Raw genomic sequence first — 25681 nt, 5'->3', positions numbered from 1 at the left:
GGATGGCATTTCGGCTGGCTCCAACCGCGGCGTCGGAGGGGTTCCGGCTCGAGGCCCATGACAGCGTCGGCTCGACCAACGCGCTGGCGCTGGAGCACGCGCGCGCGGGCGATCCGGGAAAACTCTGGGTCGTCTCGAAGAAGCAGGAAAGCGGACGCGGTCGGCGCGGCCGCGCCTGGGCGACGCCTGAAGGCAATCTGGCGGCGACGCTGCTTCTGGTTCCGAATGGCGAGCTGCGGCTCGCCGCGACGCTTGGCTTCGTCGCCGGGCTTGCATTGGCCGACGCGCTCGATGCCGTCGTCCCGCAAGGCCGGATCGCCGTTGGCCTGGACGGAGCCAGCGAAGGACGCAACCGCTTCGAGCTGAAATGGCCGAACGACGTGCTCGCCACCGGCGCCAAGCTTGCCGGCATCCTGCTGGAATCGACCCTGCTCGAAGGCGGCCGTTTCGCGGTTGCCGTCGGCATCGGCGTCAACGTCGTGGCATACCCCGAGGATCTGCCTTATCCGGCGACGTCGCTGCAGGCGCTGGGTGCCAATTGCGATGCCGAGATGCTGTTCCTGGCGCTCTCGGATGCCTGGAGCGAGAATTTCAGATTGTGGGACGACGGGCGGGGACTTAGCGCGATCAGGAAACGCTGGTTGGCGCGCGCCGCGGGGCTCGGCGGCGAGGTTGCTGTCAGAATTGACGGCAATGTGGTGCGCGGCGTCTTCGAAACCATTGACGAGGACTGCCGTTTCGTGATCCGCGACGATGACGGAACTGTTTTGACGATCGCGGCCGGCGACGTGCATTTCGGCGCGGTCGCGTCGGCCCGTCTTTGACGACTTGATTTGATTGGCTTGGCCTGACTGGCCAGGAAGGAAAGGATTTATGGCGAATACTGAGAACGCCGAACTCGTCTTCGCGCCGCTCGGCGGCGTCGGCGAGATCGGCATGAACTTCGCCCTCTATGGCTACGGGCCCGCGGACGCGCGCGAATGGATCGTAGTCGATGTCGGAGTCACATTTCCGGACAGCGCGCATCCGGGCGTCGATCTGATCCTGCCCGACACACGCTTCATCGAGGAGAACCTCGACGGCTTGCGCGGCGTGGTCGTAACCCATGCGCATGAGGACCATTACGGCGCGCTGCTCGATATCTGGCCGAAGCTCAAAGTGCCGGTCTGGATGACGCCGTTCACCGCCGGCCTGCTGGAGGCCAAACGGCAGGGCGAGCAGAACGCGCCAAAAATCCCGGCAATGATCTACAGGGCCGGCGAGACGTTCACTATCGGGCCGTTCGAGATCGAAGCCATCCCGGTTGCGCATTCCATTCCCGAGCCGATGTCGCTGGCGATCGCTACGCCCGCCGGCACGGTAATCCACACCGGCGACTGGAAGATCGATCCGGCGCCGACGATCGGCCCCAAGACGGATGAGGCGCGCTTCCGCGCTTACGGCGACAAGGGCGTGCTGGCGCTGATCTGCGATTCCACCAATGCGCTGCGGGAAGGGGAGTCGCCGTCGGAAGTGGCGGTCGGCGAGGGCCTGAAAGGCGTCATCGAAAACGCCAAGGGCCGCGTCGCGGTCACCACCTTTTCCTCCAATGTCGGGCGCATCGTTTCGATCGCCAAGGCTGCGCGGGACGCCGGCCGGCAGTGCCTTGTGCTCGGCCGCTCGCTGAAGCGCGTGATCGATGTCGCGACCGAACTCGGCTACATGGACGGCCTGCCGGAATTCATTGCCGAGGAGGATTACGGCTATATCCCGCGCGAGAATCTGGTGGTCATCTGCACCGGCAGCCAGGGCGAGCCGCTGGCCGCACTTGCGAAGCTGTCGCGCGACGAGATGAAGTCGGTGGCGCTGACGGCCGGCGACACGGTGGTGTTTTCCTCGCGCACCATTCCCGGCAACGAGAAGGCGATCCTGGAGATCAAGAACCGGCTGATCGACCTCGGCATGAAGATCATCGAGGACGGCGACGCGCTGGTGCATGTCTCCGGCCATCCGCGCCGCAGCGAATTGCGCAAGATGTATGAATGGGTGCGGCCGCAGATCGGCGTGCCGGTGCACGGCGAGGCGGCGCATCTGGTGGCGCAGGGCTCGCTGATGTCGATGTCGGGCATCGGCCAGGTGGCACAGGTGCGCGACGGCGATATGCTGAGGCTCTGGCCCGGTCCGGCCACGATCATCGACCAGGTGCCGTTCGGCCGCCTCTACAAGGATGGATACTTGATCGGAACCGACCAGGCGATGGGCATACGCGACCGGCGCAAGCTGTCCTATGCCGGGCATGTCGCGGTCAACGTCGTGCTCGACGAGAAATACGAGCTAGCCGGCGATCCCGATCTGGTGGCGATCGGCGTCGCCGAGGCCGATGCCAGCGGCGAGACGCTAGAGGACCTGATGCTCGATGCGGCAATCGGCGCGGTGGACTCGATCCCCCGCCAGCGCAGAAAAGACCTCGACCTTGTGCAGGAGGCCGTGCGCCGCGCCGTCCGCGGCGCCGCCAACGAAGCCTGGGGCAAGAAGCCGCTGGTGACGGTGTTTGTCACTAGATAAGGGAGTAGGGGAGTACGGGAATAAGGGAGAAGGGAATAGCAAATAGCTCGGAGTTTTTCCTACCCCCCTACTCCCCTAACTTTCGGAGCGCTTATGCTCGGACGCCTAAATCATGTCGCGCTTGCCGTGCCGAACCTGGCTGCGGCGACAGCTGCGTATCGCGATACGCTGGGCGCTCGGCTGAGCGAGCCGCAGGCGCTGCCGGAACATGGCGTCACGGTTGTGTTCGTCGATGTCGGCAACACCAAGATCGAGCTGCTGGAGCCGCTGGGCGACGCTTCACCGATCGCGGCTTTCCTCGCGAAGAACCCGTCGGGCGGCATGCATCATGTCTGCTACGAGGTCGACGATATCCTCGTCGCGCGCGACCAGCTCAAGGCGAGCGGCGCGCGCGTGCTCGGCGACGGCAATCCGAAGATCGGCGCGCATGGCAAGCCGGTGCTGTTCCTGCATCCCAAGGATTTCTTCGGCACGCTGGTCGAATTGGAGCAGGCATGAACTGGGTTTCCTTTGTCGCACTGTTCTTCGTCACCTGGTGGCTGGTGCTGTTTGCGGTGCTGCCCTTCAGCCTGCGCACCCAGGATGAGGACAAGGACGTGACGCTCGGCACGGTCTCGAGCGCGCCGAAGGGACCGCACATGCTGCGCGCGGCGATCCGCACGACGGTCGTCACCGCGATCGTGATCGGCATTTTCTACGGCCTGACAAGGGGGCTCGGCTTCGGCTTCGACGACATCCCGCACATCGTGCCGGACTTTACTCATACTGCCGGCCGCTAGCGCCCTGCACAGTTCCGCAAGTATTGATCAACCCGCGCCCGTGCTGGTTGAAATCGGAAACCGACTTCCGATTTTGAGGGCTAACGCAGCATAATGCTGTTTGGCAGGTCGTGGTCCTAAGCAGATGATTGCACAAAAAAAATGCAAGGCACGAGGCCTTGCAATTTAAACGCGTCCGATCTGTTTCCGGTGTCCGGCGGCAGCGAGTAACCGCGCCTAGATCGCATCCTCCCAAGACTTTGACCGCGTAGGAGAGCAGATTTTTCTCCGCCCTCTCGGTTATCGGCGCACACTAGACCAAGGCAGGTGAAAATGTCACGAAGAATTTTGCCCCCAAATAGGCAATATCGTGCTGCACTGCACAATAGTGGGGCAGCGCTTGCTTGTGAATCGATCAAAAGGCCAGATGCGGCACTTTGGTGGCCAAAACGGGCCTTTTGATCATGCGCAGAACGCCGCAACACTTTGGAGCGCTCGGGTTTCCATTCGGTCATGAAATGGCTATGAAGCCCGGGCAAGCAGCCTCGGTTGCGCCGATTCCCCGCGCCGCCATTTTTTCATTCACGGACCAGTCCATGCGTTTGTCGCGCTACTTCCTGCCCATTCTCAAAGAAAACCCCCGTGAGGCCGAAATCGTCTCGCATCGGCTGATGCTGCGCGCCGGCATGATCCGCCAGCAGGGGCAGGGCAGCTTCTCCTGGCTGCCGCTCGGCAAGCGCGTGCTGGACAAGGTCTGCCAGATCATCCGCGAGGAGCAGAATCGAGCCGGCGCGCTGGAAATCCTGATGCCGACCATCCAGTCGGCGGATCTGTGGCGCGAGAGCGGCCGTTACAATGACTACGGCAAGGAGATGCTGCGCATCAAGGACCGGCAGGACCGCGACATGCTCTATGGTCCGACCAATGAGGAAATGGTCACCGAGATCTTCCGCGCCTACGTCAAGTCCTACAAGGACCTGCCGCTCAACCTCTATCACATCCAGTGGAAGTTCCGCGACGAGGTGCGCCCCCGCTTCGGCGTGATGCGCTCGCGCGAGTTCCTGATGAAGGACGCTTACTCCTTCGATCTCGATTTTGAAGGCGCCAGAGCCGCCTATAACCGCATGTTCGTCTCATACTTGAGGACGTTCACGCGCATGGGCCTGCAGGCCATTCCGATGCGCGCCGATACCGGCCCGATCGGCGGCGACCTCAGCCACGAATTCATCATCCTGGCCGAGACCGGCGAGAGCCAGGTGTTCTGCGACCGCGCCTATCTGTCGCTCGACGTGCCCGGCGCGGATACGAACTTCTCCAACGATGCCGAGATCGGCGGCATCGTGACGAAATGGACGACTCCTTACGCCGCCACCGACGAGATGCATGACGAAGCGGCATGGGAGAAGGTGCCCGAAGGCGAGAGGCTCTCGGCGCGCGGCATCGAGGTCGGCCATATCTTCCATTTCGGCGAGAAGTATTCCAAGCCGATGAACGCGAAGGTCACCGGTCCCGATGGCAAGGACCATTATGCTTCGGGCGGCTCGTACGGCATCGGCCCGTCGCGGCTGGTCGCGGCAATCATCGAGGCGAGCCATGATGATAACGGCATTATTTGGCCGGAAGCGGTCGCGCCGTTCAATATCGGTCTGATCAACATGAAGGTCGGCGATGCCGAATGCGACCGCGTCTGCGACGAGCTCTACGCAGCGCTGACCTCGGCCGGCAAGGACGTGCTTTATGACGACACCGACCAGCGGCCGGGCGGCAAGTTCGCAACCGCCGACCTGATCGGTCTGCCCTGGCAGGTGATCGTCGGACCGCGCGGGGTGGCTAGCGGCGAGGTCGAGATCAAGCACCGCCGGAGCGGCGAGCGCGAGACGCTGCCGATTGCGGAGGCCCAGAAACGCCTGGGTATCGCCTGATGGGCGAGGCGGCTGCAGCTCGATCGCCGGCAGGCGCCTTTTCAGGCTTCGAGCGCATGGTGGCGTGGCGCTACCTGCGTTCGCGGCGCAAGGAGACGGTGATCTCGGTCATCGCCTCGATCTCGTTCCTCGGCATCATGCTGGGCGTCGCCACGCTGATCGTCGTCATGGCAGTGATGAACGGTTTTCGCGCCGAGCTGCTCACCCGCATCCTCGGCGTCAACGGCCATCTGATCGTGCAGCCGCTCGATTCGCCGCTGGAGGACTATGCGCAGGTGGCGAGCCGCATCAACGGCGTTGCCGGCGTCAAATACGCTATCCCGCTGATCGACGGGCAGGTGCTGGCGCAAGGCAATGTCGGCGGCGGCACCGGCGCGCTGGTGCGCGGCATTCGCGCCGAGGATCTCAACAAGATCTCGATTGTGTCCAGCAACATCAAGCAGGGCACGCTCGACGGTTTCGACACCGGCGATGGCGTGGCGATCGGCAAGCGCATGGCCGAGAATCTCGGGCTGGTGCTCGGCGACACCATCACGCTGATCTCACCCGAAGGCGACGTTACCCCGCTTGGCACCACGCCGCGCATGAAGGGCTACAAGGTGGCGGCGATCTTCGAGGTCGGCATGTCGGAATATGACAGCTCGATCGTCTACATGCCGTTTTCGGAAGCGCAGCTCTATTTCAACATGGACGGACGGGCGCAGACCATCGAGATCTATGTCGACAATCCGGACAATGTGGATGCGCTGAAGCCGTTGGTCGAGCAGGCGGCGCAGCGGCCGGTCGACCTCGTCGACTGGCGCCAGCGCAACGAGACCTTCTTCTCGGCGCTGCAGGTCGAGCGCAACGTCATGTTCATGATTCTCACGCTGATCGTGCTGGTGGCGGCGCTCAACATCATCTCCGGCCTCATCATGCTGGTGAAGGACAAGGGCCACGACATCGCGATCCTGCGCACCATGGGCGCGTCGCGCGGCGCGATCCTGCGCATTTTCCTGATGACGGGGGCTGCGATCGGGGTCACCGGCACTATCGCCGGCGTGCTGCTCGGCGTCGTCATCTGCCTCAACATCGAATCGATCCGCCAGTTCTTCTCCTGGATGACCGGCAGGATCCTGTTCAATCCCGAGCTCTATTTCCTCAGCCAGTTGCCTGCGAAGATGGACCCGCGCGAGACCACCTATGTCGTCATCATGGCGCTCACCCTGTCTTTCCTGGCCACGGTGTTTCCGGCTTGGCGCGCAGCCCGGCTCGATCCGGTCGAAGCCTTGAGGTACGAGTGATGGCCGAAGCCATTATCGAGCTGAAGGGCGTCGAGCGGCACTATGTCCAGGGGCCGCGCAAGCTGACCATTCTGAACGGCGCCGACTTCTCGCTCAGGCGTGGCGAGATGGTGGCGCTGGTGGCGCCGTCGGGCACCGGCAAGTCGACGCTGCTGCATACGGCGGGGCTGCTCGAGCGGCCGGACGCCGGCGACGTGATCCTCAGCGGCCGCGCCTGTGGCCGGCTGTCGGATGACGAGCGCACCGCTATCCGCCGCAACGATGTCGGCTTCGTCTACCAGTTCCATCATCTGCTGCCGGAGTTCACCGCGCTCGAAAACATCATGATGCCGCAGCTGATCAAGGGGCTCGGCCGCAAGGAGGCATCCGAGCGGGCGGCGCAGCTTCTCGACTACATGCAGATCGGCAAGCGGGCGCAGCACCGGCCGGCCGAGCTATCCGGCGGCGAGCAGCAGCGCGTGGCGATCGCGCGCGCGGTCGCCAATGCGCCGCTGGTGCTGCTGGCCGACGAACCTACCGGCAATCTCGACCCGGCCACCGCCTCTTACGTGTTCGATGCGCTGGAGGCGCTGGTCAGGCAGTCGGGGCTGGCGGCGCTGATCGCCACCCACAATCACGAGCTGGCCTCGCGCATGGACCGGCGGGTGACGCTGGCAGAAGGCAAGGTGGTGCCGCTTTAAGGCAAGCCGATATTAGGCTGGGGCCGGCCTCGACCGCAGTTTCTTGCGCGTACAGTACCGCCGTCTCCGGTTCTCGGAACTTACTATCCTCGGCTCTGCCCGATCTCGACTTGCCCTCCGCGCGCTCAAAAAGAGCCTATCGTCTCGTCAACCTTTCCTTAACCGTGCGCAAACGGATCGCCTGAATTCGCCAGCATGCCTCTCGGCTGATCGTTGACATTCGAACAAAATTAGAACAAATTGCGAACATATTAACAACAGGAGAGAGTTATGGCCGATCTGGTTCAGGATGTCGTCTCGCTGGTCTGCATGAGCACCTTTCTCATTTCCATGGCGATCTGGATTGGCGCCATGTGAGCAGGCGGCTGGCGGCCGCCCCCTTGGGCGGACGAAGGGTCCGCTCTCTGTTTGGGACGGGCACGAGCTCGCCCATTGTTAAGCTTTTCTTGGCCGCACCCCCGCTAGCTTGGCTCGCAAAAACAGGGAGCAAGGGCAGTGTCGGTCATCGCCACGGTCACACTCGTGGCCGGAAATCTCGAGCTGATCTTTCTCTTGATGACGGTGCCGCTCGGGCTGCGCACGGTTACGGTCAGCCGCGTGATCGAGGCTGACCGGAATCGCCTGTGCAGGCGCTGTGGCCGTTCGGCAGCGACGCCGGCTGGTCGGGTGAAATCCTTTCCGTCGAACCGCTGGACGGCGAGGGGACGGCGCTGATCAAACTGTCCTGGGAAGGGCGCGACGGGCGGCCGATCGAACGCAAGGCGCGGCTCGACGATGTGGTGGAAGGCAGCCGTTTCTCGATGCGAGTCGTTGAGGACACGGCTCTCGATCCCTCGTTCTGGGCCGACTATCGCGAAACCACCGCGCTCGCGCCCGAAGGCGATGCGACGCGCGTTACGCTCACGCAAACCGACCGCTATCGCGGTGTCGCCTTCCTGATCTTCCGCTACTTCGCCATGCGCCGCGAGCTCGCCAAGTTGCAGGTCTGGGCGAGAACCGGAACGTATCGCAGGGGCGGCTGGTTCGAGCATCCGGTGAGCCAGATAGGCTTTGCCGTGCTTTCGGCCTTCATCCTGTGGCCGTTCTTCGGCCTCAACCTCGGGGGACTGGCGCTGGCTGTCATCCTAACTTCGGTGGTGGCGCTGCACGAGCTTGGCCACATGGCGGCATTCCGCCTGACGGGGCATCGCCGGGTGCGCATGATCTTCATTCCGTTGCTCGGCGGTATCGCCATGGGCGGCAGGCCGTATGACAGCCGCTTCGAGGTCGCCTTCGTGGCGCTGATGGGTGCGGGCTTCTCCGCTTTCCTGGTGCCTCTGCTGATCGCCGCCAGCGGCCTTGCCGGCAGCGAAGGACACCGCCCGGCGGCAGTGCTGCTGGCGACGCTTGCCGGCTGCGCGTCGCTGTTCAACATCGCCAATCTGGTGCCGGTGTGGAAATTCGACGGCGGCCAAGTGCTGCGCCAAATCTGCCCGGGCCCGATCGCGCTGGCGCTGGCCTCCTTCCTGCTGCTGTTCGCGTTGCTGGCGCTCGGCTGGCGCGCCGGCTTCTCGCCAAGCTTTCTGCTCGTCGCCGGCGCGGTGTTCTCGGTCCTCAGCCTGCTCACGGTCGGCAGCGGCGTGAAACCGCGTCACGAGCTGAAGCCGATCCACGCCTTCGATCGCCTAGCCATGGCCGGCGCGCTGCTGGCGGTCTTTTCCATTCACGGCTATGGCGTGCTCTGGGCCTCCGCGCAACTGATGTAGCCGCGCCGGATTACCCTGCCTTTCGGGCCGGCTCGGCGACCGGGGCCGCGGCAGGCCCGAACACGTCCTCGAAGGCGGATTTCAGCGCGAGATCGAGATCGGCCATGGTGACCGGAAGGCCGAGATCGACGAGGCTGGTCACGCCATGGTCCGAAACGCCGCAGGGCACGATGCCACCGAAGTGGGAAAGCTCCGGCTCGACATTGATGGCAATGCCGTGAAAGCTTATCCAGCGCCTGAGCCTGATGCCGATGGCGGCGATCTTGTCCTCGGCGGGCCTGCCGTCAGGCATGGCAGGGCGATCCGGCCGCACCACCCAGACGCCGACGCGATCCTCGCGGCGCTCGCCGCGCACGTTGAAGGCGGCAAGCGTGCCGATGATCCACTCTTCGAGCGCGGCGACGAAGGCGCGGACATCCTCGCGCCGGCGCTTCAAGTCGAGCATGACATAGGCCACGCGCTGGCCGGGGCCGTGATAGGTGTATTCGCCGCCGCGTCCTGCGGCGAAGACGGGAAAGCGGTCAGGGTCGATGAGGTCCTCGATACGGGCGCTGGTGCCGGCGGTGTAGAGCGGCGGATGCTCGACCAGCCAGACCATCTCGCCGGCAGCGCCATTGCGGATGGCCTCGGCGCGCGATTCCATGAAGGCGAGCGCGTCGGGATAAGACGTCAGGCCGGGCTCGATGACCCACTCGACCGGCGCCGAACCGGGAAGGGGCAGGAACGACGTGGCGATCTGGCTGCGTTCTGTCATGGAACTTTCTCGATGCTCCCCTCATATGGCGGCAATTGGCTGAAACGTCCAGTTTCGGCCGGCCCGTGTCGAGGCTGTGGAGCATTGCGCCAGGAGCTTTGTCTGATGCATGTCGTTCTCCCAAAACCGTCATGCACTTTTGGGCGACATGCATTAGCGAATATTCCGCACGGCACCCTTGTTTCGCCGGAAACGATTTGCTACAGGCCCCGGGCCGGACGGTTCCGGCTCCTACCACGTGCGGTCGTGGCGGAATTGGTAGACGCGCAGCGTTGAGGTCGCTGTGGGGCAACCCGTGGAAGTTCGAGTCTTCTCGACCGCACCATTCTCCCCCAAAAAGGCATTGCTTGGATGAGCCCGTGAGGTGGCGCGTCCGACGTCCTGCGGGCCAAAACAAAAGCGGCGCCAGATCCTGAGGACCGCACCGCCGCTTTGGGTTTCAAGCCCTTCAGTTCTGACAAAAAACCGGGCCTATCCCGTCCAGCCAAGGCCCGCCGAGATGCAATTGATCGAGACGAGCAGGGCGTCGGTCGTCCGCCTTCGATCCGCCGTGCCGGGACTGGTCCGAACCTCGCGCAGCAGATCGACCTGCAGGCGGTGGATGTCGTCCATCTGTCGCCGCAGATTGTCGAAACGCCGCTTGAACATCGGAAAGCGCGCGGAAAGATCGCCGCCGGTGAGGTCACCGATCAGGCGTCGCGTCAGCTCGTATTCGGCTCCGATGCGGCCGTAGATTCGCCAAGCTGCATCGGCGTCGGCTACCAGGCCGGCGTAGAGCTGCGCGATCTCCATGTCGGACTGGTAGAGCGTCTTCTCGGCCTCGTCGACGATCAGACGGAAGAAGCGCGAGCGCTCGAACATGCGGGCCAGAAGCTCGCGCCCGGCCTCGCCGCGCACCGTGACGAAGGCGTTCAGCGCGCTGCCGATGCCATACCAGCCGGTCAACAGATGACGGTTCTGGCTCCAGGCGAACACCCATGGAATGGCGCGCAGGTCGGCAATGCCGCTGGCGCCGAAACGGCGATCCGGCCGTGAGCCCATCTTCAGCAGCGCCAGTTCCGCAACGGGGCTCGCCTGGTTGAAATAATCGAGGAAGCCGGGCTCGGCCATCAACCGGGCATTGGATGCCTGCGACATGCCCGCCAGAGCCTCGAGCGCTTCGTCGAACTCCGGCGTTTCCTTCGGCCCGACATCAGCGGGCGATCCGACACTGTGGGCCAGAACGCCGGCGGCGAGAACCTCGAGCTGGTTGAGGCCGGTGCCGCGATTGGCGAATTTCGAAGAAACGACCTCGCCCTGCTCGGTTACCCGCATCCTGCCGGCGACAGTGCCCGCCGGCTGCGCCGCGATCGCCCGGCCGGTCGGCGCGCCGCCACGGCTGACGGAGCCGCCGCGACCGTGAAAGAAACTGATCCTGACCTTGTGCTTGCGCCCGATCGCGGCAAGGCGCTTTTGCGCTTTCGCCAGTTCCCAATTGGAGGCGAGGAAGCCGCCGTCCTTGTTGGAATCCGAATAGCCAAGCATGATTTCCTGGCGCGCGCCAAAATCGCGCACAGTCCGCCGCACCAGCGAAACGCCGAGCAAATCATTCAGGACGGCAGGAGCGGCCTGCAGATCGGCGATGGTCTCGAACAATGGCACGATGCGCAGCCTGATCGTGCCGCTACTACCAGGGGCGGTCGAAAGTCCGCAATATTGCGCCAGCAGATAGACCGCGAGCAGGTCGTCGGCCGAGCGGGTCATGCTGAGCACGAACGAGCCAACGGTGTCGGTATCCGCGCCCGAATTGTGCCTGGCGATGACAGAGAATGTCGAAAGCAGTTCGGCCGCCTCAGGCGAGAGCCGGCCTGCGTCGATCTCCGGTTGCTCGCCCTGGCTGAGGCTTGAGCGGAGGTGCGCCGACCATCGCGGCGTGCCGGGTGCGACCGGGTCCGCGGGATCTATCAGCGCAAGCAGCTCGGCCAGCGCCCGGTTGACGACCGTGGAGTTCTGCCGGATGTCGAGCGAGACCGTACGGAAGCCGAAGCTTCCGGCTTGCCAGATGAGAGGCTGGACGAAGCGCCTGGCGACCGCGCGCCCACCGATCGCTTCGAGAACGGAAGACAGTGCGTTGAGATCGGCACGAAACGCTTCCGCCGAGAGATATGCCGCCGTGCCGCCGTCGCGCGTCGCCGCCAGCCGGGCAAGCATGGCCGAAGCGAATTGGCGAAGCGGTTCATCGGGGTTGCGGGCGGCAATCGCTTGCGCCTGTCCGCTTTTATCAAGCGCCGTTTGCAGCACCGGCTTAAAGCCCGGCGGCAGGTCGATGACGTTGGAGCTGGCGCTGAGCACCGTCACCAGCCGCTGCACCTGCGTCAGATACCAGCCCATGGCAGTATTGCGGTATTCGGCCAGGGCATGAGCGGTGACTGCGGCCGTCACATTCGGATTGCCGTCGCGGTCGCCGCCGATCCACGAGGCATAGCGCATGAAGGACGGGATTCTGATCGGCTCTCCCGGATAGTGGCGCTCGAACGCGCCTTGAAGCTTGCCGTAGAGCTGCGGCGTTGCCTCGAAGATGACCTCGCGAAAGAAGTGCAGGCCCCAGGCGATTTCGCCCTCGACCGTCGGGCGCTCAAGTCGCAGCTCGCCCGTCATCCACAGAAGCTCGATCTCGCTTTCCAGATCGGCGACCAACAGGTCGCGTTCGCGCGGCGCCCAGCGCGGCTGGTCGAGCTCGGTCAGCTTGCGATAGATGCGGCGATGGATCTCCAGCACCGTGACGCGCTTGGCCTCCGTGGGGTGCGCGGTCATGGTCGGCCCGACACATAGCTCATCGAGCGTGGCCTGGACTTCCCCCGCCGAGCGGCCGTTCGCCGCCATCTGCGCGACCACGCTGGCGAAGGACCCGGGCACCTCGTCGGCGCCCGCGCCTTGTTCGAGTTCGCGCCGCGCCCGCATGGCAAGCAACTCGTCGGCAATCGTCAGCAACTGGAACCACACGCCGCTCGCCTGAAGCGCCGGGATGCGCTGTTCCGCGGCAAGCGAGACAAGCGACCGACGCCCGCTCAGAACGGCGGCGACCTCGGGCTCACGAGCGCTTGCGACCTGAAGCAGCAGGCGCAACAGGAGGCTGCGCTCGTCCTCGCGAAATTTGATGCGTCTGCTCTGTTCCAAACCGCTTTCCTCGGCTGCATCGATTGCAACTGCAGCAGCGCCTTGAATGGAGGGCGGCGCCGGCTGTCAGGCGACCCGATCGGGGACGGGGCGGCCCTCGAAGAAGGCGGTCAGGTTCTCCACCACCTTCATGCCCATCGCCACCCGCGTTTCCTCGGTCGCGCTGCCGAGATGCGGCAACAGCACGACGTTCTCCAACTGCTTCAGCGCTTCCGGAACGGCGGGCTCGTCGGCAAAGACGTCGAGACCTGCACCTGCGATCTCGCGCCGTTGCAGTGCACCGATCAGGGCATCCTGGTCGACGACGTCGCCGCGCGCGGTGTTGATCAGGAAGGCGCCGCGTTTCATCAACCCCAGGCTTCGAGCATCGATGAGATGGCGGTTTTCCACGCCGCCCGGACAGTGCAGCGAGACGAAATCGGATGCCGTAAGCACATCGTCCAAAGTCGGCAACTGCTCCGCGCCCATAGCGCGCGTCTCGTCATCATCGACCGGCGACCGGTTGAAGAATACGATCTTCATGCCGAAGCCGAAATGCGCGCGCCTGGCCGTCGCTTTGCCGATGCGCCCCATGCCGACAATACCCAAGGTCTTGCCCGACACTTTTGCCCCGGCCATGTGGGTCGGCGACCAGCCTCGCCACTCTCCGGCTCGCAGCTGCCGCTCGCCTTCGCCGGTGCGGCGCGCGACGGCCAGCATCAGGCTAAGCGCAAGGTCAGCGGTGCAATCCGTCAGCACGCCAGGCGTGTTGGTCACCACGATGTCGCGGTCGCGGGCTGCCGCGACATCGATATGGCTGAAGCCGACGCCGAAATTGGCGATGATGCGGGTGCGGGCGGCGTTCTCGGGAAATAGCGCAACCGGCAAGCGGTCGCTGACCGTCGCCAGGATCGCGTCGAAATGCGCGAAGGCGGAAGTCATCGCGGCAGGGCTCAGCGGCGTATCGCTGGGGTTGAACGTCGTGTCGAAGCGCTCGGCGAGGATCGCTTCGACGGCGGCCGGCCATCTGCGGGTGACAATCAAACGCGGTTTCATCGAACTTGCCTGCTGGTCGACGGGCCGCCGCGACGTTTGCGCCGGCCAGACTTCACGTTTTGGCGAGTATGCGGCCGTGGCCCGGCCGTCACGCCGCCTTCTTGGTCCGCGCCAGCGTATCAGCCACGACTTCGCCGAAGGAGGCAGGCGTCGGCACGATGACGACGCCTGCGTCTTTCAGGATCTCGACCTTTTCCTGCGCCGACTCGCCGAAGGCGGAGATGATGGCGCCGGCATGGCCCATGCGGCGGCCCTTCGGCGCCGAGAGCCCGGCGATGTAGGCGATCAGCGGCTTTCGCATGTTGTCGCGCGCCCAGATCGCGGCTTCGGCTTCCTGTGGTCCGCCGATCTCGCCGATCATCACCACGGCGTCGGTGTCCTCGTCGCGCTCGAAGAGCTGAAGGATATCCTTGAAGGACGAACCATTGATCGGATCGCCGCCGATACCGACGCTGGTCGACACACCGATCCCCAACGCCTTCATCTGCGAGGCGGCCTCGTAGCCCAGCGTGCCCGAGCGCCCGACGATGCCGACGCGTCCGGGGAGATAGATGCTGCCGGGCATGATGCCCATCAGCGCCTGTCCGGGCGTGATGACGCCGGCGCAGTTCGGGCCGACGAGCCGCATGCGGTCTTCGAAGCGGTATCGGCGCATGTAGCGCTTCACCTGCATCATGTCCTGGGAGGGGATGCCGTCGGTGATGCAGACGCAAAGCTTAATGCCGGCGTCCGCCGCCTCCATGATCGAATCGGCGGCGAAGGGCGGCGGCACGAAGACGATGCTCGCCTCGGCGCGGGTCTCGCGCACAGCACCCTTGACGGTGTTGAAGACGGGCAGGCCGAGATGCGTCTGGCCGCCTTTGCCGGGGGTGACGCCGCCGACCAGCTTGGTGCCGTAGCGCTTCATGTCGTCGGCGTGGAAGCTGCCGATCTTGCCGGTGAAACCCTGGACGATGACGCGCGTGCTGCGGTTGAGCAGGATTGCCATTTCTCGACCTCCCTCAGGCTGCTTTCTTGTTCTTGGTGGCTTCGCGCCAGGCGGCGACGGCCTTTTCGGCGGCTTCGGCCAGCGTGTCGGCGACGATCACCGCCTCGCCGGAGTCGGCCAGGATCTTGCGTCCTTCCTCGACCTTGGTGCCGGAGAGGCGCACCACCAGCGGCACGTCGACGCCGACCTCGCGGATCGCCTTGATGACGCCTTCGGCGACCCAGTCACACCGGTTGATGCCGGCGAAGATGTTGACCAGGATGGTCTCGACATTCTTGTCGCCGAGCACGGCGCGGAAGGATTTCGCCACCCGCTCGGGCGAGGCGCCGCCGCCGATGTCGAGGAAATTGGCGGGCTCGCCGCCGGCGATCTTGATCATGTCCATCGTCGCCATGGCGAGGCCTGCGCCGTTGATGATGCAGCCGATATTGCCGTCCAGCCCGACATAGGAGAGACCGCGATCGCTCGCAAAAGTCTCGCGCGGGTCTTCCTGGCTCTTGTCGCGCAGTTCCGAGATTTCCGGGCGGCGGAACAGCGCGTTCTCGTCGAACGACATCTTGGCGTCGAGCGCGACGAGGCTGCCGTCGCGGGTCACCACCAGCGGATTGATCTCCAGCATCGAGGCGTCGTAGTCGCGGAACACCTGATAGCAGCCGAGGATGGTCTCGGTGGCCTTGCCGATCAGGTTGCTTTCAAGTCCGAGGCCGAAGGCGATCTCGCGCGCCTGGAAGCCCTGCATGCCGACGCCCGGATCGACGGTGGCGCGGATGATGGAATCCGGCTTCTTTTCGGAGATGTCCTCGATCTCCATGCCGCCGGCGGCCGATGCCACGATCATGACGCGCTCTTCCTTGCGGTCGAGCACGAAGCCGAGATAGAGCTCCTGCGCGATGTCGACGGCTTCCTCGAGATAGAGGCGCGAGATCAGCTTGCCGCGCGGGCCGGTCTGCTGAGTGACCAGCTTGCGGCCGAGCATTCCCTCGGCGGCGTTGGAGATCTCCTCGTCGTTGGAGCAGAGCTTGATGCCGCCGGCTTTGCCGCGCGCGCCGGAATGGACCTGCGCCTTCAGCACCCATTTCGAGCCGCCGATCTCGCGCGCCCGGTAGGTCGCCTGCTCGGGGCTGTAGGCAAGGCCGCCGCGCGGGACATGCACGCCGTGGCGGGCGAGCAGTTCCTTGGCCTGGTATTCGTGAATGTCCATCTTGTCCTCCCGGTAATCTAATGCGCTGCGCTATGCGTCTGGCTGGCGCGCTCGATCGCCTCGCTCACCACCAGAACATTGCGTGCCATGCGTTCTGAGGCAGCGTCGATCATCTTGCCGTCGAGCGCCGCCGCGCCCTTGCCGAGCGCCTCCGCTTCCTTGAGCACCTCAAGGATGCGGCGGGCGCGCGTGACCTCCTTTTGCGGCGGCGAGAAGACGTCGTTGGCCAGAGCGATCTGCGAGGGATGGATCGCCCATTTGCCTTCGATGCCGAGTGCGGCGGCGCGCCTGGCGGCTGCTGTGTAACCTTCGGGGTCGGAGAAATCGCCGAACGGTCCGTCGATGGCGCGCAAGCCATAGGCGCGGCAGGCGACAGTCATGCGCGACAGGGCGAAATGCCACTGATCGCCGGGATAGTCAGGGTTGAGGCCGCCGATGTTGACGGTGCGCGCCTTGTTGCTGGCGGCGTAATCGGCGACACCGAAATGCATCGCTTCGAGCCGGCCGGGCGTGGCGGCGATCGCCTCGACATTGGCCATGCCGAGCGCGGTTTCGATCAGCGCTTCGAGGCCGACCCGGGTGTTGAAACCCTTGGCCATCTCGATCTGGTTGACCATGGCCTCGACCATATATAGGTCCGCCGGTACGCCGACCTTCGGCACCAGGATAGTGTCCAGCCGGTCGCCGGCCTGTTCCATGACGTCGACCACGTCGCGGTACATGTAGTGGGTGTCGAGGCCGTTGATGCGCACCGACACGGTCTTGCCCTTGGCGCGCCAATCGATGTCGTTCAGCGCCTGGATGATGTTCTTGCGCGCGCGCTCCTTGTCGGGCGGCGCCACCGCGTCCTCGATGTCGAGGAAGACGAAGTCGGCGGCGCTGTTCGCCGCCTTGTCGATCATTTCCGGGCTGGAGCCGGGAACCGCCAGCTCGCTGCGCTGGAGCCTGAGCTTCTTGAGGTGGTTGATGGTGTGGCTCATCGTCCGTTCCTCACGCCGCCTCGGCGACCGGCATTGCGGCCGTGCGCCGGAAATGCTCGATCGCAGCCGCCACGCCCGAGCCCGGCGCCAGGCGCACGCCGCAATCAAGCAGCGCCATTTCGGCCGCCGACAGCGAGGCGCAGACCATCACCTCGTTCAGCCAGCCGAGATGGCCGATGCGGAAGACCTTGCCGAAGACCTTGTTGAGGCCGCCGCCGAGCGATGTCTGATAGGTGCGGTAGGCACGCTTGACCACGTCGCCGCTGTCGATGCCTTCCGGCACCAGGATCGCGCTCACCGTATCGGAGTGCCATTGCGGCGCCTTGGCGCACAGCTTCAACCCCCAAGCGTCGACCGCCTTGCGCACGCCTTCGGCCAGGCGATGGTGGCGCGCGAAGATGTTCTCCAGCCCTTCCTCGGCGATCAGGTCGAGCGAGGCGCGCAGGCCGCGCAGCAGCTGCGTGGCGGGCGTGTAGGGGAAATAGCCGGCGTCGTTGGCGCGGATCATGTCATCGAAGGAGAAGTAGCAGCGCCGGTGGGTCGCGACTCGCGACGCCGCCAGCGCCTTCTTGCTGACCGACAGGAAGCCGAGGCCGGCGGGAAGCATGAAACCTTTCTGTGAGCCGCTTACCGCGCAGTCGACGCGCCATTCCTCCTGACGGAAGTCGATCGAGCCGATCGACGAGACCCCGTCGACGAAGAGGAGCGCCGGGTGGTTCACCGCATCGAGCACCGCTCGGCAGCCGGCGACGTCGCTGGTAACGCCGGTCGCGGTCTCGTTTTGAGTGCAGAAGACCGCCTTGATCTGGTGCGACTTGTCCGCCCGCAGCCTTTCGGCGTAGAGGTCGAGCGGGACGCCGGTTCCCCATTCGCAATCGATGACGTCGACGTCGAAGCCGAGGCGCTCGGCCATATCGACCCACAGATGCGAGAACTGGCCAAAGCGCGACATCAGCACCCGGTCGCCCGGGTTGAGCACGTTCGTCATCGCCGCTTCCCAGGCGCCGGTGCCGGACGACGGATAGATGAAGACGCGGCCGGTCTCGTTCTTGAAAACCTTCTTGATGTCCTCGAACAGCGGCAGCGTCAGATTGGGGAAGGAGGCGGCGCGCATGTCTTCCATCGGCAGGTTCATCGCCTGCCGGACCTCTTCAGGAATGTTGGTGGGTCCAGGGATGAAAAGATGGGTAAACCCGGCCATGCGCAAACTCCTCCTGCGTTTTTGGGATGCTGGAGGAAGTTTCATGTCGATGGCGCCGAGCGACAACACCTTGCCGGGTAAGTTGTCGCCACGCGCGGGTAGGTCGAGCCTACCCGATCCGCCTACCCGAAAGGCGATTTGGAGCCGCGTCGCTTCTCGTTGGCATAGAGCGCGACAGCCATGGCGCGGTTGCGCACGTCAAGCTTGTCGTAAAGATTTTTGAGATGGTACTTCACCGTGTTCTCGGAGATCCCGGTGCGGGTCGCGATCTGGAGATTGGTCCAGCCATCGGAAAGCACCGCAAGCAATTCGCGCTCGCGCACGGTGAGTTGCGACAGCGGCGTATCGTTGACCTTGTTGATGTCGATGTAAGGGATGCAGATCCGCCCATGCGCGACCGCCAGGATCGTCTCGAATATGATCAAGGGATCGTCGAACTGAAAGCAATAGCCCTGGGCGCCGAGCCGCACGCACTGCTTCAGGATGCCGATGTCATGATCATTGGAAAAGACCGTGATGCGCAGGTCGAGCTTGCGGTTCTGGATTTCCGCCAGGACATCGGCGCCATCCATGTCGGCGAGCTTCCAGCCGATGACGGCGACGTCGAACCTGGTGTTCGCCGCCAATTCCAGGAATTGCTTGCCGCTCGGCACGGAGCTCAACAGCTCGAAACGCCCGTCGCATTCCAGCATCTCGCGAAGCGCAGACACGACAAGCGGATTGCGCTCGGCGACGATAACACGCACGCGCTGCTCGCCAACTGCTTCGTTCGTTTTCCGGGACTTGAGGTTCAAGGCCTGCCGATTGTCCTGTCGATCTCGCGCTTGCCGATCCACCTGGACCTGCATCATGGCAATTCTGCCCCAACAGCAAAAGGGCGCTCTTTCCGCAGCGACATGCGCTGTCGCGGCGGCTGAACCCGCAAATGCGGCGCGACCCGCCTTTACCGGGAGGCGTCGCGGGGACATTTCTCTGAATATTCCGCGCGCTACGGCTATATTTTCTCAGGACGAATCGTGTCTCGACCCTATCTGCCGCATAAGCATCGGATTTCCCGAAATGCGGTTTCCACTTTTCGGACTCATGCTCTAGACCTGATTCACACCCTTTCCGGATTGCTGTTGGCGGGAGGCGCTGGTGGAAGGCCAGGACAGAGAGACGACCGGCGCCAGGACCGTCGAGGAAGGCGGCGCCGACATCTATGGCGAGGACGGCGCCGTCCGTTCTGCCTTCCTTGCGCAGATCGGCGCGGCCATCGCCGATCGCGACACGCTCATCTTAAAACGCGAAGTCGACGACCTGCATCAGTCGGAACTCGGCGATCTGCTGGAAGCACTCCATCCCGAGCAGCGCCGCGCGCTGGTCGAATTGCTTGGCTCGGATTTCGACTTTTCGGCGCTGACCGAGGTCGACGAGGCGATCCGGCTCGACATCGTCGACAATTTGCCCAACGAGCAGATCGCGCAGGCGGTGCAGGAACTTGATTCCGACGACGCCGTCTACATCCTGGAAGACCTCGACCAGGAGGACCAGGACGAGATCCTGTCGCAACTGCCGTTCACCGAGCGCATCCGGCTGCGGCGCGCGCTCGACTATCCGGAAGAGACGGCCGGCCGGCGCATGCAGACCGAGTTCGTCGCCGTGCCGCCGTTCTGGACCATCGGCCAGACGATCGACTACATGCGCGAGGACAAGAACCTTCCCGATCGCTTCAGCCAGATCTTCGTCATCGACCCGAGCTTCAAACTGCTCGGTGCCATCGATCTCGACCAGATCCTGCGCACCAAGCGCGCGGTGAAGGTCGAGGAGGTGATGCATGAGACGCGCCATGCCATCCCCGCCACCATGGACCAGGAAGAGGCGGCGCGGGAATTCGAGCAATACGACCTGCTCTCGGCCGCCGTGGTCGACGAGAACGAGCGTCTGGTCGGCGTGCTCACCATCGACGACGTGGTCGACGTCATCCAGCAGGAGGCCGAGGAGGACCTTCTGCGCATGGGCGGTGTCGGCGACGAAGAGCTATCCGACACCGTGCTTGCGACCTCGCGATCGCGTGTGCCGTGGCTGCTCGTCAATCTGGTCACGGCGTTTCTCGCGGCCTCGGTGATTGGCCTGTTCGACCAGACCATCGAGCATATCGTGGCGCTCGCTGTGCTGATGCCGATCGTTGCCGGCATGGGCGGCAATGCCGGCTCGCAGACGATGACCGTCACGGTGCGGGCGCTGGCGACCAGGGATCTGGACATCTACAACGCCGCCCGGATCATCCGCCGTGAGGTGGGAGTGGGCTTCATCAACGGCATCGTCTTTGCGGTGCTGATCGGCATGGTTGCTGGACTGTGGTTCCACGACCCCAACCTGGGCGGCATTATTGCGGCGGCGATGATCATCAACATGTTCGCGGCGGCCCTGGCAGGCATTCTCATCCCGCTGCTGCTCGACCGCTTCAAGATCGACCCGGCGGTAGCCTCCGCCGTCTTCGTCACGACCGTCACCGACTGCGTCGGCTTCTTTGCATTCCTCGGATTGGCCACGTGGTGGTTTGGCGTTCCCTGAGACAGTGCTATAATTGACTTTTACGTAAATGCCGTGCGACGTTGCCCTGGGGTCAGATGCCGATTCCGGCACAGACGGGGTTGATCGGAGAAAGGGCGACGCTTCTGCGTGGCGATGCCTGGACGTTTGGGCGTGGGAGCGAGAATGCGGGAATATTACACGATCACAGAGCTGACGCGCGAATTCGACGTGTCCACCCGGACGTTGCGGTTCTATGAGGACGAGGGGCTGGTGCAGCCGATCCGGCGCGGGCGCACGCGGCTGTTTCGCCCGTCCGACCGGCATCTGATCCGCCAGATCATGCGCGGCAAGCGGCTCGGCTTCTCGATCGCCGAGATCCGCGAAATCATCCAGATGTACAAGGAACCGCCCGGCGAGGTCGGCCAGCTCAAGCTGATGATCAAGCGCATCGAGGAAAAGCGCGAGGACCTGCGCCAGAAACGGCGCGACCTCGAGGAGACGCTTGCCGAGCTCGACCAGGCCGAGGAGTCCTGCGTGGAGCGGTTGGCGGAGCTGGGCGTGAACACGTAGCCCGCTGACAGCCAAAGAATTCAGCTAGGCTAACCGTCGCAGACGTTCGAGATTGGCCGGAGCTTTCGAACTTCGTCATCCCACGGCGGAGCAGCCGCGAAGCGGCGTCGCGGCTTGCTTCGCCCTAGGATGTCACGGATGCTTCTGCTAATCGCCGAGGTGCGGGCCTGCTCGCACCCAGCAACCTTCATTGTCGATACAGCCTCAGATCCAGCGCCGGACCCGCTTGGCGTAATCGCGGTATTTCTTGCCGAACTTTGCCGCCAGTATCTTTTCCTCCTTTTCGATCGCCATTTTCTGCGTCGCGAAGGCAGCGAGGAAGGCAAACAGCAGGAACCATACGATACCGGTGATGAAGGAGACGCCGATCAACAGCAGCGTATTGGCGAGATACATTGGGTTGCGGGTGATGCCGAAGGGCCCCGATGTCACCAGATGGTCGGGCTCGGCATTGGGATTGAGCGTCGTCCTGGCGCGCACCATCGCGCGGATCGCGGTAACCCAGAGCGCTGCCACGCCAAAGAGCGCTACCCAGCCGGCGCCGACGAGGATAGCGCCGAATATGTCCCCGATCCAGGGCAGCGGGTAGAGCATGCCGAGCACGACGCTCAGTGCGATCGCCACGACATAGATCACAGGTGGCCAGGGGATGATCCCGTGTCCGGGCTTTGCGATGCCTGTCATTGCTGCCCTCCTTCCATCTCGTCCTCGGTCGCGGCGGTACAAGTGCTCGCCAGATCGGCCAGATGCGATTTCCAGGCGCTGGACTGGTCGTTGCTGTAGAGCTTGTCGAGAGACCCTTCGCCCTTCAGCGTGTCCAGCATGCAGCCACAATAGCTGGAACAGAACTTGCTGTCCCGTTGCTGTTCGCACTGCGCCTGGCAAGCCGACAGGAAACCAGCGTCCTTGTCTTGTGGCGCGGCCGGCATGACCTGCGAGAACAGCCACACCGCGCCGAACAGAAGCGGCTGGTGGATGAGATAGAAGGCGAGGCTGTGCCGGCCGATAAAAGTCAGCGGGGTCGACCAGCGGCCGGGCATCCAGGTCGCCAGCCGGGCGAGAAGCCCGGATGCCGAAGCGAGCTTGACGACCGCGATGCCGGCAAGCACTGCGCCGAACCATGGAAACAGCGGCACATAGTCGTTCGAGCGCGGGTTGGTCGGCGACAGTCCGACCCACCACAGCGCCGGATGGTCGAAGACTTCCGACCGCAGATAATAGGGCGCCGCAATCACGGCCGCGGCGACGATCGCCGTCAGCAATGTCGGCAGCCTGAGAAAAGCCAGGCCGAGCAGGCTTGCCAGCGCGATCTCGTGCAGGATGCCGAAGAAGATGAAGCCGTCCGGCGTGGCGATATAGGTGACGACCGAGATGGCGATCGCCGCAATCGCAACCATTGCAAAGCGCTTCCAGAAGCCAGGCCAGCGGATATGGCGGCCATGTGCGAGGAAAAGGCTGACACCGACCAGGAACAGAAAAGTCGAGGCGATGCAGCGGGCGTAGAGCTTCCACCAACCAAAGGCGGTGAGGCCCGGCGAGGTGTAGCCGAAGTTTTCGAGATCCCAGGTGAAATGATAGCTCGCCATCGCGATCAGCGCGATGCCGCGCAGGACGTCGATGGCGACGATGCGGCCGTGTTTCGGCGCGTCTTGAACGGCGACGCCGGTCGTCTGAAGGGTCATTGATCTCGCAATCCGATTCAGTCGTGCCAAACGACTATCACGGTTCGGGCGAACAACAGAGGGTGGATCGGCTGCTGCCATTCAGGCGGCATGGCAAGCCGCTTTAGGCCAGCGGCGGAAAGCCTCTGGCCGGCTTCGCTTTTCGGCCTCTCGGAGTCGGTTTCCTGCTACCGGTCCGCGACTGGTCCGGCCAGATTTGGCGAGCGATTCACTTTTCGGAGGGCCGATGTCCACCCATGTGCGCCATCCGATCTGGCTTCCGGCTCTCAGGCCCGCCGATGCGCGCACCTTCGCTTCGCTCTATGCGGTCGAATCCTTTGCTCGCGCCACCATCTCCAGCGTCATCCCGATTCAGGCCTACGAGATCCTGCACAATGAGCAGATCGTCTCGATCCTCTACACCATCGTGTCGCTGCTCGGGCTGTCGGTGACGCTGTTCATGCCGATGCTGATCCGCCGCTTCGCGCGGCGCTGGATCTACACGGCCGGCTGACTGATGCTGGCGATCGGCTCGGTGTTCTTCGTTACCCACACGCTGCCGGGACAACTCGCCGGGATGCTGTGCCGCGTCATGGGGGCGAGCGCGCTGTCCATCACGCTCAACCTCTACATCATGGACCACATCCGCAAGACCGACTTCATGCAGGCGGAATCGCTGCGCATGGCTTGGTCGATGTTTGCCTGGACCGGCGGACCGACGCTCGGCATTTTCCTCTATACGCGCTTCGGGATTTATGCCGCGCACGGCGCAGTCGTGGCTTTCGCGCTGGCGCTGCTGGCGTTGTTCTGGACCTATCGGCTGGGCGACAACCCTTCGATCCGTCCCGGCAAGAGCCGTCCGATCAACCCGCTCGCCAATATCGGCCGCTTCGTCGCGCAGCCGCGGTTGCGCCTCGCGTGGCTGATCGCCTTCGGCCGCTCGTGTTTCTGGACGACCTTCTTCGTCTATGGCCCGCTGTTCATGGTGATCACGGGCGAGGGCAAGCTTGCCGGCGGGCTGCTGGTTTCGGCAGGCAATGCGCTTCTGTTCATGGCGATCTTCTGGGGCAGGGCGGGAAAGCGCTTCGGCGGTCAGCGGACCATGGCTTTCGCCTATTTCGCCATGGCGGCGATGCTTTTCGCGGCCGGCGGCGTCGGCGCCGCCGCGCCGCTGCTCACCGCCGCCTTCCTGCTCTGCGGCGCCTTGTTCACCATCGCGCTCGACGCGCTGGGCTCGACCGCCTTCATGCGGTCGGTGCGTTCCTATGAAAGGGCGCAGATGGCAGCTGTCTATCGAACCTATCTCGATTTTTCCGAGCTGACGCCGCCGCTGGTCTATTCGGTGGTGCTGACCTTCTTCGGTCTCGGCTCGGTGTTCGCCACGCTCGGCCTGTTGGCCGCCTTCTGCGGCTTCTTCACTTGGCGCTATCTGCCGAAGTCGTTTTGATCGGCTGCAACGCCGCATGGCGCCCACGCACCCACTCGTGGAAGCGGCGCAAATCGTACTCCTCGGGCATCAGCACGCCGGCCTGGTGGCGGATCGAGTGCAGACCCTTCTGGTTGATCTCGCAGATCGCGGCGTCCTCCTCCAGCACCTGGGTGCCGAAGGCGACGATGTTGTCGATATCGGTTTGTGCCAGGGCATCGGGCGCGAACAGCCATTCGGCGGTGAGTTCCGTCTGCTCCGGCCCGAGCGGGGCGAGACGCACCGTGCGGACATAGTCGACATGGCCGACGACGAACATCGAGGGTACCGAGGTAGCGTAGGTCTGGCCGGCGGCTCGCTCGGCCGGCGTCAGCCCGGCAAAGACCGGTCCATGGACGCGTCCGTCGCGCGACCAGGTCTCGGCGCCGGCGCGCAGGCCGCCGGAAAACTCCGGCGCATCATTATCCGCATAGCGCGCCCATTCCGGATCGTCATGCCTCGCCATCAGGCCGCGGCCATAGATCGGTACCAGCCGCGACAGGTCCTTGTGTACGCCAGGGCAATGCAGGCATTCGTTGAAGTTCTCCCAGAAGATTTTCCAGTTGCAGTTCATCACCTTGGTGAGCCGGTGTCCGGGGACGAGCGTCTCCAGCGGCCAGTTCGAAAGATCGCGGGAGGCGGAGTCGAAGGAGGCTTCCGCCGAGCCATCGGGCTCCACTGCGAGATTGATGAAGACGAAGCCGCGCCACACTGACAGCGCCACCCCGTAGAGCGGATAATTGTCCTTGTCGAAGCCTTCGGGCAGCGATTTCGATGGGACACGGACGAGATCGCCGCGCAGCGAATAGGACCAGGCGTGGTAGGGGCAGGTGAGCAGCCTTGCCTTCAGCCGCCCTTCGCTTTCCTGGCAGAGCTGCGAGCCGCGATGCCGGCAGGTGTTGTGGAAGGCGCGCAAGCTCCCGGTCTCGTCGCGCAGCACGACGACCTGCTGCGAGCCGATACGCGCGGTTCGAAAGGCAAGAGGTTCCGCGAGATCGGCTTCGCGGCAAACCATGAGCCAGCTCCGATACCAGATCGCTTCGAGATCGAGCCGGTAAGCGTCGGCTTCCCGATAGGCGCTTGCAGGCAACGTCGGCTCGAGGCTGGTGAGGCCATTGTAGCGGCTGTGTTCGCTAGGATTTGGCTGCATGAGCGGCTCCCCTTGGCTGATGACAGCCGACACCCGGGCAGGACCGTTGTCAATTGCGCGGCCATTGTCGC

General features: G+C 64.1%; 21 protein-coding genes, 1 tRNA gene and 1 pseudogene. 12 read left to right on the top strand and 11 right to left on the bottom strand.

From position 1 onward, the window contains the following. The first annotated feature begins 2 nt into the window (after positions 1 to 2). From CK222_RS23160 to CK222_RS23125, 8 genes are all read left to right on the top strand, one after another. Complete coding sequence (locus CK222_RS23160; protein WP_067329185.1) at positions 3 to 824, top strand: biotin--[acetyl-CoA-carboxylase] ligase; 822 nt, start codon at positions 3 to 5, stop codon at positions 822 to 824. A gap of 49 nt (positions 825 to 873) precedes the next feature. Further along, positions 874 to 2544: a ribonuclease J gene (locus CK222_RS23155; protein WP_095801977.1), complete on the top strand. Its 1671-nt coding sequence runs from the start codon at positions 874 to 876 to the stop codon at positions 2542 to 2544. 93 nt (positions 2545 to 2637) lie between these two features. After that, on the top strand, positions 2638 to 3042 hold the full coding sequence (gene mce, locus CK222_RS23150) for a methylmalonyl-CoA epimerase (RefSeq protein ID WP_095801976.1): 405 nt from the start codon (positions 2638 to 2640) through the stop codon (positions 3040 to 3042). Then, positions 3039 to 3323: a DUF1467 family protein gene (locus tag CK222_RS23145; RefSeq protein WP_067001240.1), complete on the top strand. Its 285-nt coding sequence runs from the start codon at positions 3039 to 3041 to the stop codon at positions 3321 to 3323. Before mce ends, CK222_RS23145 begins: the two co-directional genes overlap by 4 nt. Positions 3324 to 3898: 575 nt before the next feature. Then, complete coding sequence (proS, locus tag CK222_RS23140) at positions 3899 to 5224, top strand: proline--tRNA ligase (protein WP_095802024.1); 1326 nt, start codon at positions 3899 to 3901, stop codon at positions 5222 to 5224. Continuing rightward, on the top strand, positions 5224 to 6507 hold the full coding sequence (locus CK222_RS23135; protein ID WP_067001237.1) for a lipoprotein-releasing ABC transporter permease subunit: 1284 nt from the start codon (positions 5224 to 5226) through the stop codon (positions 6505 to 6507). Before proS ends, CK222_RS23135 begins: the two co-directional genes overlap by 1 nt. After that, positions 6504 to 7187, top strand: a complete 684-nt coding sequence (locus tag CK222_RS23130; RefSeq protein WP_176477718.1) for an ABC transporter ATP-binding protein — start codon at positions 6504 to 6506, stop codon at positions 7185 to 7187. Before CK222_RS23135 ends, CK222_RS23130 begins: the two co-directional genes overlap by 4 nt. A gap of 623 nt (positions 7188 to 7810) precedes the next feature. Next, the gene (locus CK222_RS23125) at positions 7811 to 8932 is read left to right on the top strand and encodes a site-2 protease family protein (RefSeq protein ID WP_245433195.1); all 1122 of its coding nucleotides are present in this window, start codon (positions 7811 to 7813) and stop codon (positions 8930 to 8932) included. Between the two features lie 10 nt (positions 8933 to 8942). On the opposite strand, the gene lipB is transcribed toward CK222_RS23125, so the two are convergent. Continuing rightward, positions 8943 to 9686 carry a lipoyl(octanoyl) transferase LipB gene (lipB, locus tag CK222_RS23120; RefSeq protein WP_067329200.1) on the bottom strand — a complete coding sequence of 248 codons (744 nt, stop codon included), beginning with the start codon at positions 9684 to 9686 and terminating at the stop codon, positions 8943 to 8945. 240 nt (positions 9687 to 9926) lie between these two features. On the opposite strand from lipB, the gene CK222_RS23115 reads away from it, so the two are divergent. Beyond that, positions 9927 to 10011, top strand: a tRNA-Leu gene (locus CK222_RS23115). A 146-nt stretch (positions 10012 to 10157) separates the two neighbouring features. Here CK222_RS23115 and CK222_RS23110 read toward each other — a convergent pair. From CK222_RS23110 to CK222_RS23080, 7 genes are all read right to left on the bottom strand, one after another. Beyond that, positions 10158 to 12842, bottom strand: a complete 2685-nt coding sequence (locus tag CK222_RS23110) for a phosphoenolpyruvate carboxylase (RefSeq protein ID WP_095801974.1) — start codon at positions 12840 to 12842, stop codon at positions 10158 to 10160. A gap of 66 nt (positions 12843 to 12908) precedes the next feature. Continuing rightward, on the bottom strand, positions 12909 to 13877 hold the full coding sequence (locus CK222_RS23105; protein WP_095801973.1) for a D-glycerate dehydrogenase: 969 nt from the start codon (positions 13875 to 13877) through the stop codon (positions 12909 to 12911). 88 nt (positions 13878 to 13965) lie between these two features. Further along, positions 13966 to 14865, bottom strand: a complete 900-nt coding sequence (gene sucD, locus CK222_RS23100; RefSeq protein WP_067001220.1) for a succinate--CoA ligase subunit alpha — start codon at positions 14863 to 14865, stop codon at positions 13966 to 13968. A 13-nt stretch (positions 14866 to 14878) separates the two neighbouring features. Further along, complete coding sequence (locus CK222_RS23095; RefSeq protein WP_067001218.1) at positions 14879 to 16066, bottom strand: malate--CoA ligase subunit beta; 1188 nt, start codon at positions 16064 to 16066, stop codon at positions 14879 to 14881. A 17-nt stretch (positions 16067 to 16083) separates the two neighbouring features. Beyond that, entirely contained in the window at positions 16084 to 17046 is a 963-nt protein-coding gene (locus tag CK222_RS23090; RefSeq protein ID WP_095801972.1) for a CoA ester lyase, read from the bottom strand. A 10-nt stretch (positions 17047 to 17056) separates the two neighbouring features. Then, entirely contained in the window at positions 17057 to 18247 is a 1191-nt protein-coding gene (locus CK222_RS23085) for an aminotransferase class V-fold PLP-dependent enzyme (protein WP_095778527.1), read from the bottom strand. Between the two features lie 122 nt (positions 18248 to 18369). Beyond that, positions 18370 to 18993 (bottom strand): response regulator transcription factor, encoded by a 624-nt coding sequence (locus CK222_RS23080; protein ID WP_095802023.1) that lies wholly within the window; start codon positions 18991 to 18993, stop codon positions 18370 to 18372. A gap of 391 nt (positions 18994 to 19384) precedes the next feature. Here CK222_RS23080 and mgtE point away from each other — a divergent pair, with 391 nt between their 5' ends. Together mgtE and CK222_RS23070 are read left to right on the top strand one after the other, a co-directional pair. Further along, positions 19385 to 20803 (top strand): magnesium transporter, encoded by a 1419-nt coding sequence (gene mgtE, locus CK222_RS23075; protein ID WP_067329211.1) that lies wholly within the window; start codon positions 19385 to 19387, stop codon positions 20801 to 20803. Positions 20804 to 20947: 144 nt separating this feature from the next. Beyond that, positions 20948 to 21334 carry a MerR family DNA-binding transcriptional regulator gene (locus CK222_RS23070; RefSeq protein ID WP_040969921.1) on the top strand — a complete coding sequence of 129 codons (387 nt, stop codon included), beginning with the start codon at positions 20948 to 20950 and terminating at the stop codon, positions 21332 to 21334. 204 nt (positions 21335 to 21538) lie between these two features. On the opposite strand, the gene CK222_RS23065 is transcribed toward CK222_RS23070, so the two are convergent. Together CK222_RS23065 and CK222_RS23060 are read right to left on the bottom strand one after the other, a co-directional pair. Further along, positions 21539 to 22018: an isoprenylcysteine carboxylmethyltransferase family protein gene (locus CK222_RS23065; RefSeq protein ID WP_067329213.1), complete on the bottom strand. Its 480-nt coding sequence runs from the start codon at positions 22016 to 22018 to the stop codon at positions 21539 to 21541. Further along, on the bottom strand, positions 22015 to 23016 hold the full coding sequence (locus CK222_RS23060) for a DUF1624 domain-containing protein (RefSeq protein WP_067329215.1): 1002 nt from the start codon (positions 23014 to 23016) through the stop codon (positions 22015 to 22017). The genes CK222_RS23065 and CK222_RS23060 overlap by 4 nt, the downstream gene beginning before the upstream one ends. Before the next feature lie 226 nt (positions 23017 to 23242). Between CK222_RS23060 and CK222_RS23055 the strand changes: the two are divergent. Next, positions 23243 to 24442: pseudogene (locus tag CK222_RS23055) on the top strand (MFS transporter). On the opposite strand, the gene CK222_RS23050 reads toward CK222_RS23055, so the two are convergent. After that, positions 24411 to 25610, bottom strand: coding sequence for an aromatic ring-hydroxylating dioxygenase subunit alpha (locus tag CK222_RS23050; RefSeq protein ID WP_095802022.1), 1200 nt, complete (start codon positions 25608 to 25610; stop codon positions 24411 to 24413). The pseudogene CK222_RS23055 and the gene CK222_RS23050 overlap by 32 nt on opposite strands. Positions 25611 to 25681: the final 71 nt, after the last annotated feature.

The sequence above is a fragment of the Mesorhizobium sp. WSM3866 genome, from assembly GCF_002294795.1.
Classification (GTDB): domain Bacteria; phylum Pseudomonadota; class Alphaproteobacteria; order Rhizobiales; family Rhizobiaceae; genus Mesorhizobium.
The sequence above is the reverse complement of the archived record's forward strand: the minus strand, read 5'-3'. Positions and strand labels throughout refer to the sequence as shown.

What these genes read in the sequence shown, in the direction of transcription:
- CK222_RS23065 (WP_067329213.1), bottom strand. Translation starts at nt 22,018, where the DNA reads ATGACAGGCATCGCAAAGCCCGGACACGGGATCATCCCCTGGCCACCT.
- CK222_RS23145 (WP_067001240.1), top strand. Translation starts at nt 3,039, where the DNA reads ATGAACTGGGTTTCCTTTGTCGCACTGTTCTTCGTCACCTGGTGGCTG.
- lipB (WP_067329200.1), bottom strand. Translation starts at nt 9,686, where the DNA reads ATGACAGAACGCAGCCAGATCGCCACGTCGTTCCTGCCCCTTCCCGGT.
- CK222_RS23135 (WP_067001237.1), top strand. Translation starts at nt 5,224, where the DNA reads ATGGGCGAGGCGGCTGCAGCTCGATCGCCGGCAGGCGCCTTTTCAGGC.
- CK222_RS23155 (WP_095801977.1), top strand. Translation starts at nt 874, where the DNA reads ATGGCGAATACTGAGAACGCCGAACTCGTCTTCGCGCCGCTCGGCGGC.
- CK222_RS23090 (WP_095801972.1), bottom strand. Translation starts at nt 17,046, where the DNA reads ATGAGCCACACCATCAACCACCTCAAGAAGCTCAGGCTCCAGCGCAGC.
- CK222_RS23050 (WP_095802022.1), bottom strand. Translation starts at nt 25,610, where the DNA reads ATGCAGCCAAATCCTAGCGAACACAGCCGCTACAATGGCCTCACCAGC.
- CK222_RS23060 (WP_067329215.1), bottom strand. Translation starts at nt 23,016, where the DNA reads ATGACCCTTCAGACGACCGGCGTCGCCGTTCAAGACGCGCCGAAACAC.
- CK222_RS23105 (WP_095801973.1), bottom strand. Translation starts at nt 13,877, where the DNA reads ATGAAACCGCGTTTGATTGTCACCCGCAGATGGCCGGCCGCCGTCGAA.
- proS (WP_095802024.1), top strand. Translation starts at nt 3,899, where the DNA reads ATGCGTTTGTCGCGCTACTTCCTGCCCATTCTCAAAGAAAACCCCCGT.
- CK222_RS23085 (WP_095778527.1), bottom strand. Translation starts at nt 18,247, where the DNA reads ATGGCCGGGTTTACCCATCTTTTCATCCCTGGACCCACCAACATTCCT.
- CK222_RS23070 (WP_040969921.1), top strand. Translation starts at nt 20,948, where the DNA reads ATGCGGGAATATTACACGATCACAGAGCTGACGCGCGAATTCGACGTG.
- CK222_RS23095 (WP_067001218.1), bottom strand. Translation starts at nt 16,066, where the DNA reads ATGGACATTCACGAATACCAGGCCAAGGAACTGCTCGCCCGCCACGGC.
- CK222_RS23160 (WP_067329185.1), top strand. Translation starts at nt 3, where the DNA reads ATGGCATTTCGGCTGGCTCCAACCGCGGCGTCGGAGGGGTTCCGGCTC.
- mce (WP_095801976.1), top strand. Translation starts at nt 2,638, where the DNA reads ATGCTCGGACGCCTAAATCATGTCGCGCTTGCCGTGCCGAACCTGGCT.
- sucD (WP_067001220.1), bottom strand. Translation starts at nt 14,865, where the DNA reads ATGGCAATCCTGCTCAACCGCAGCACGCGCGTCATCGTCCAGGGTTTC.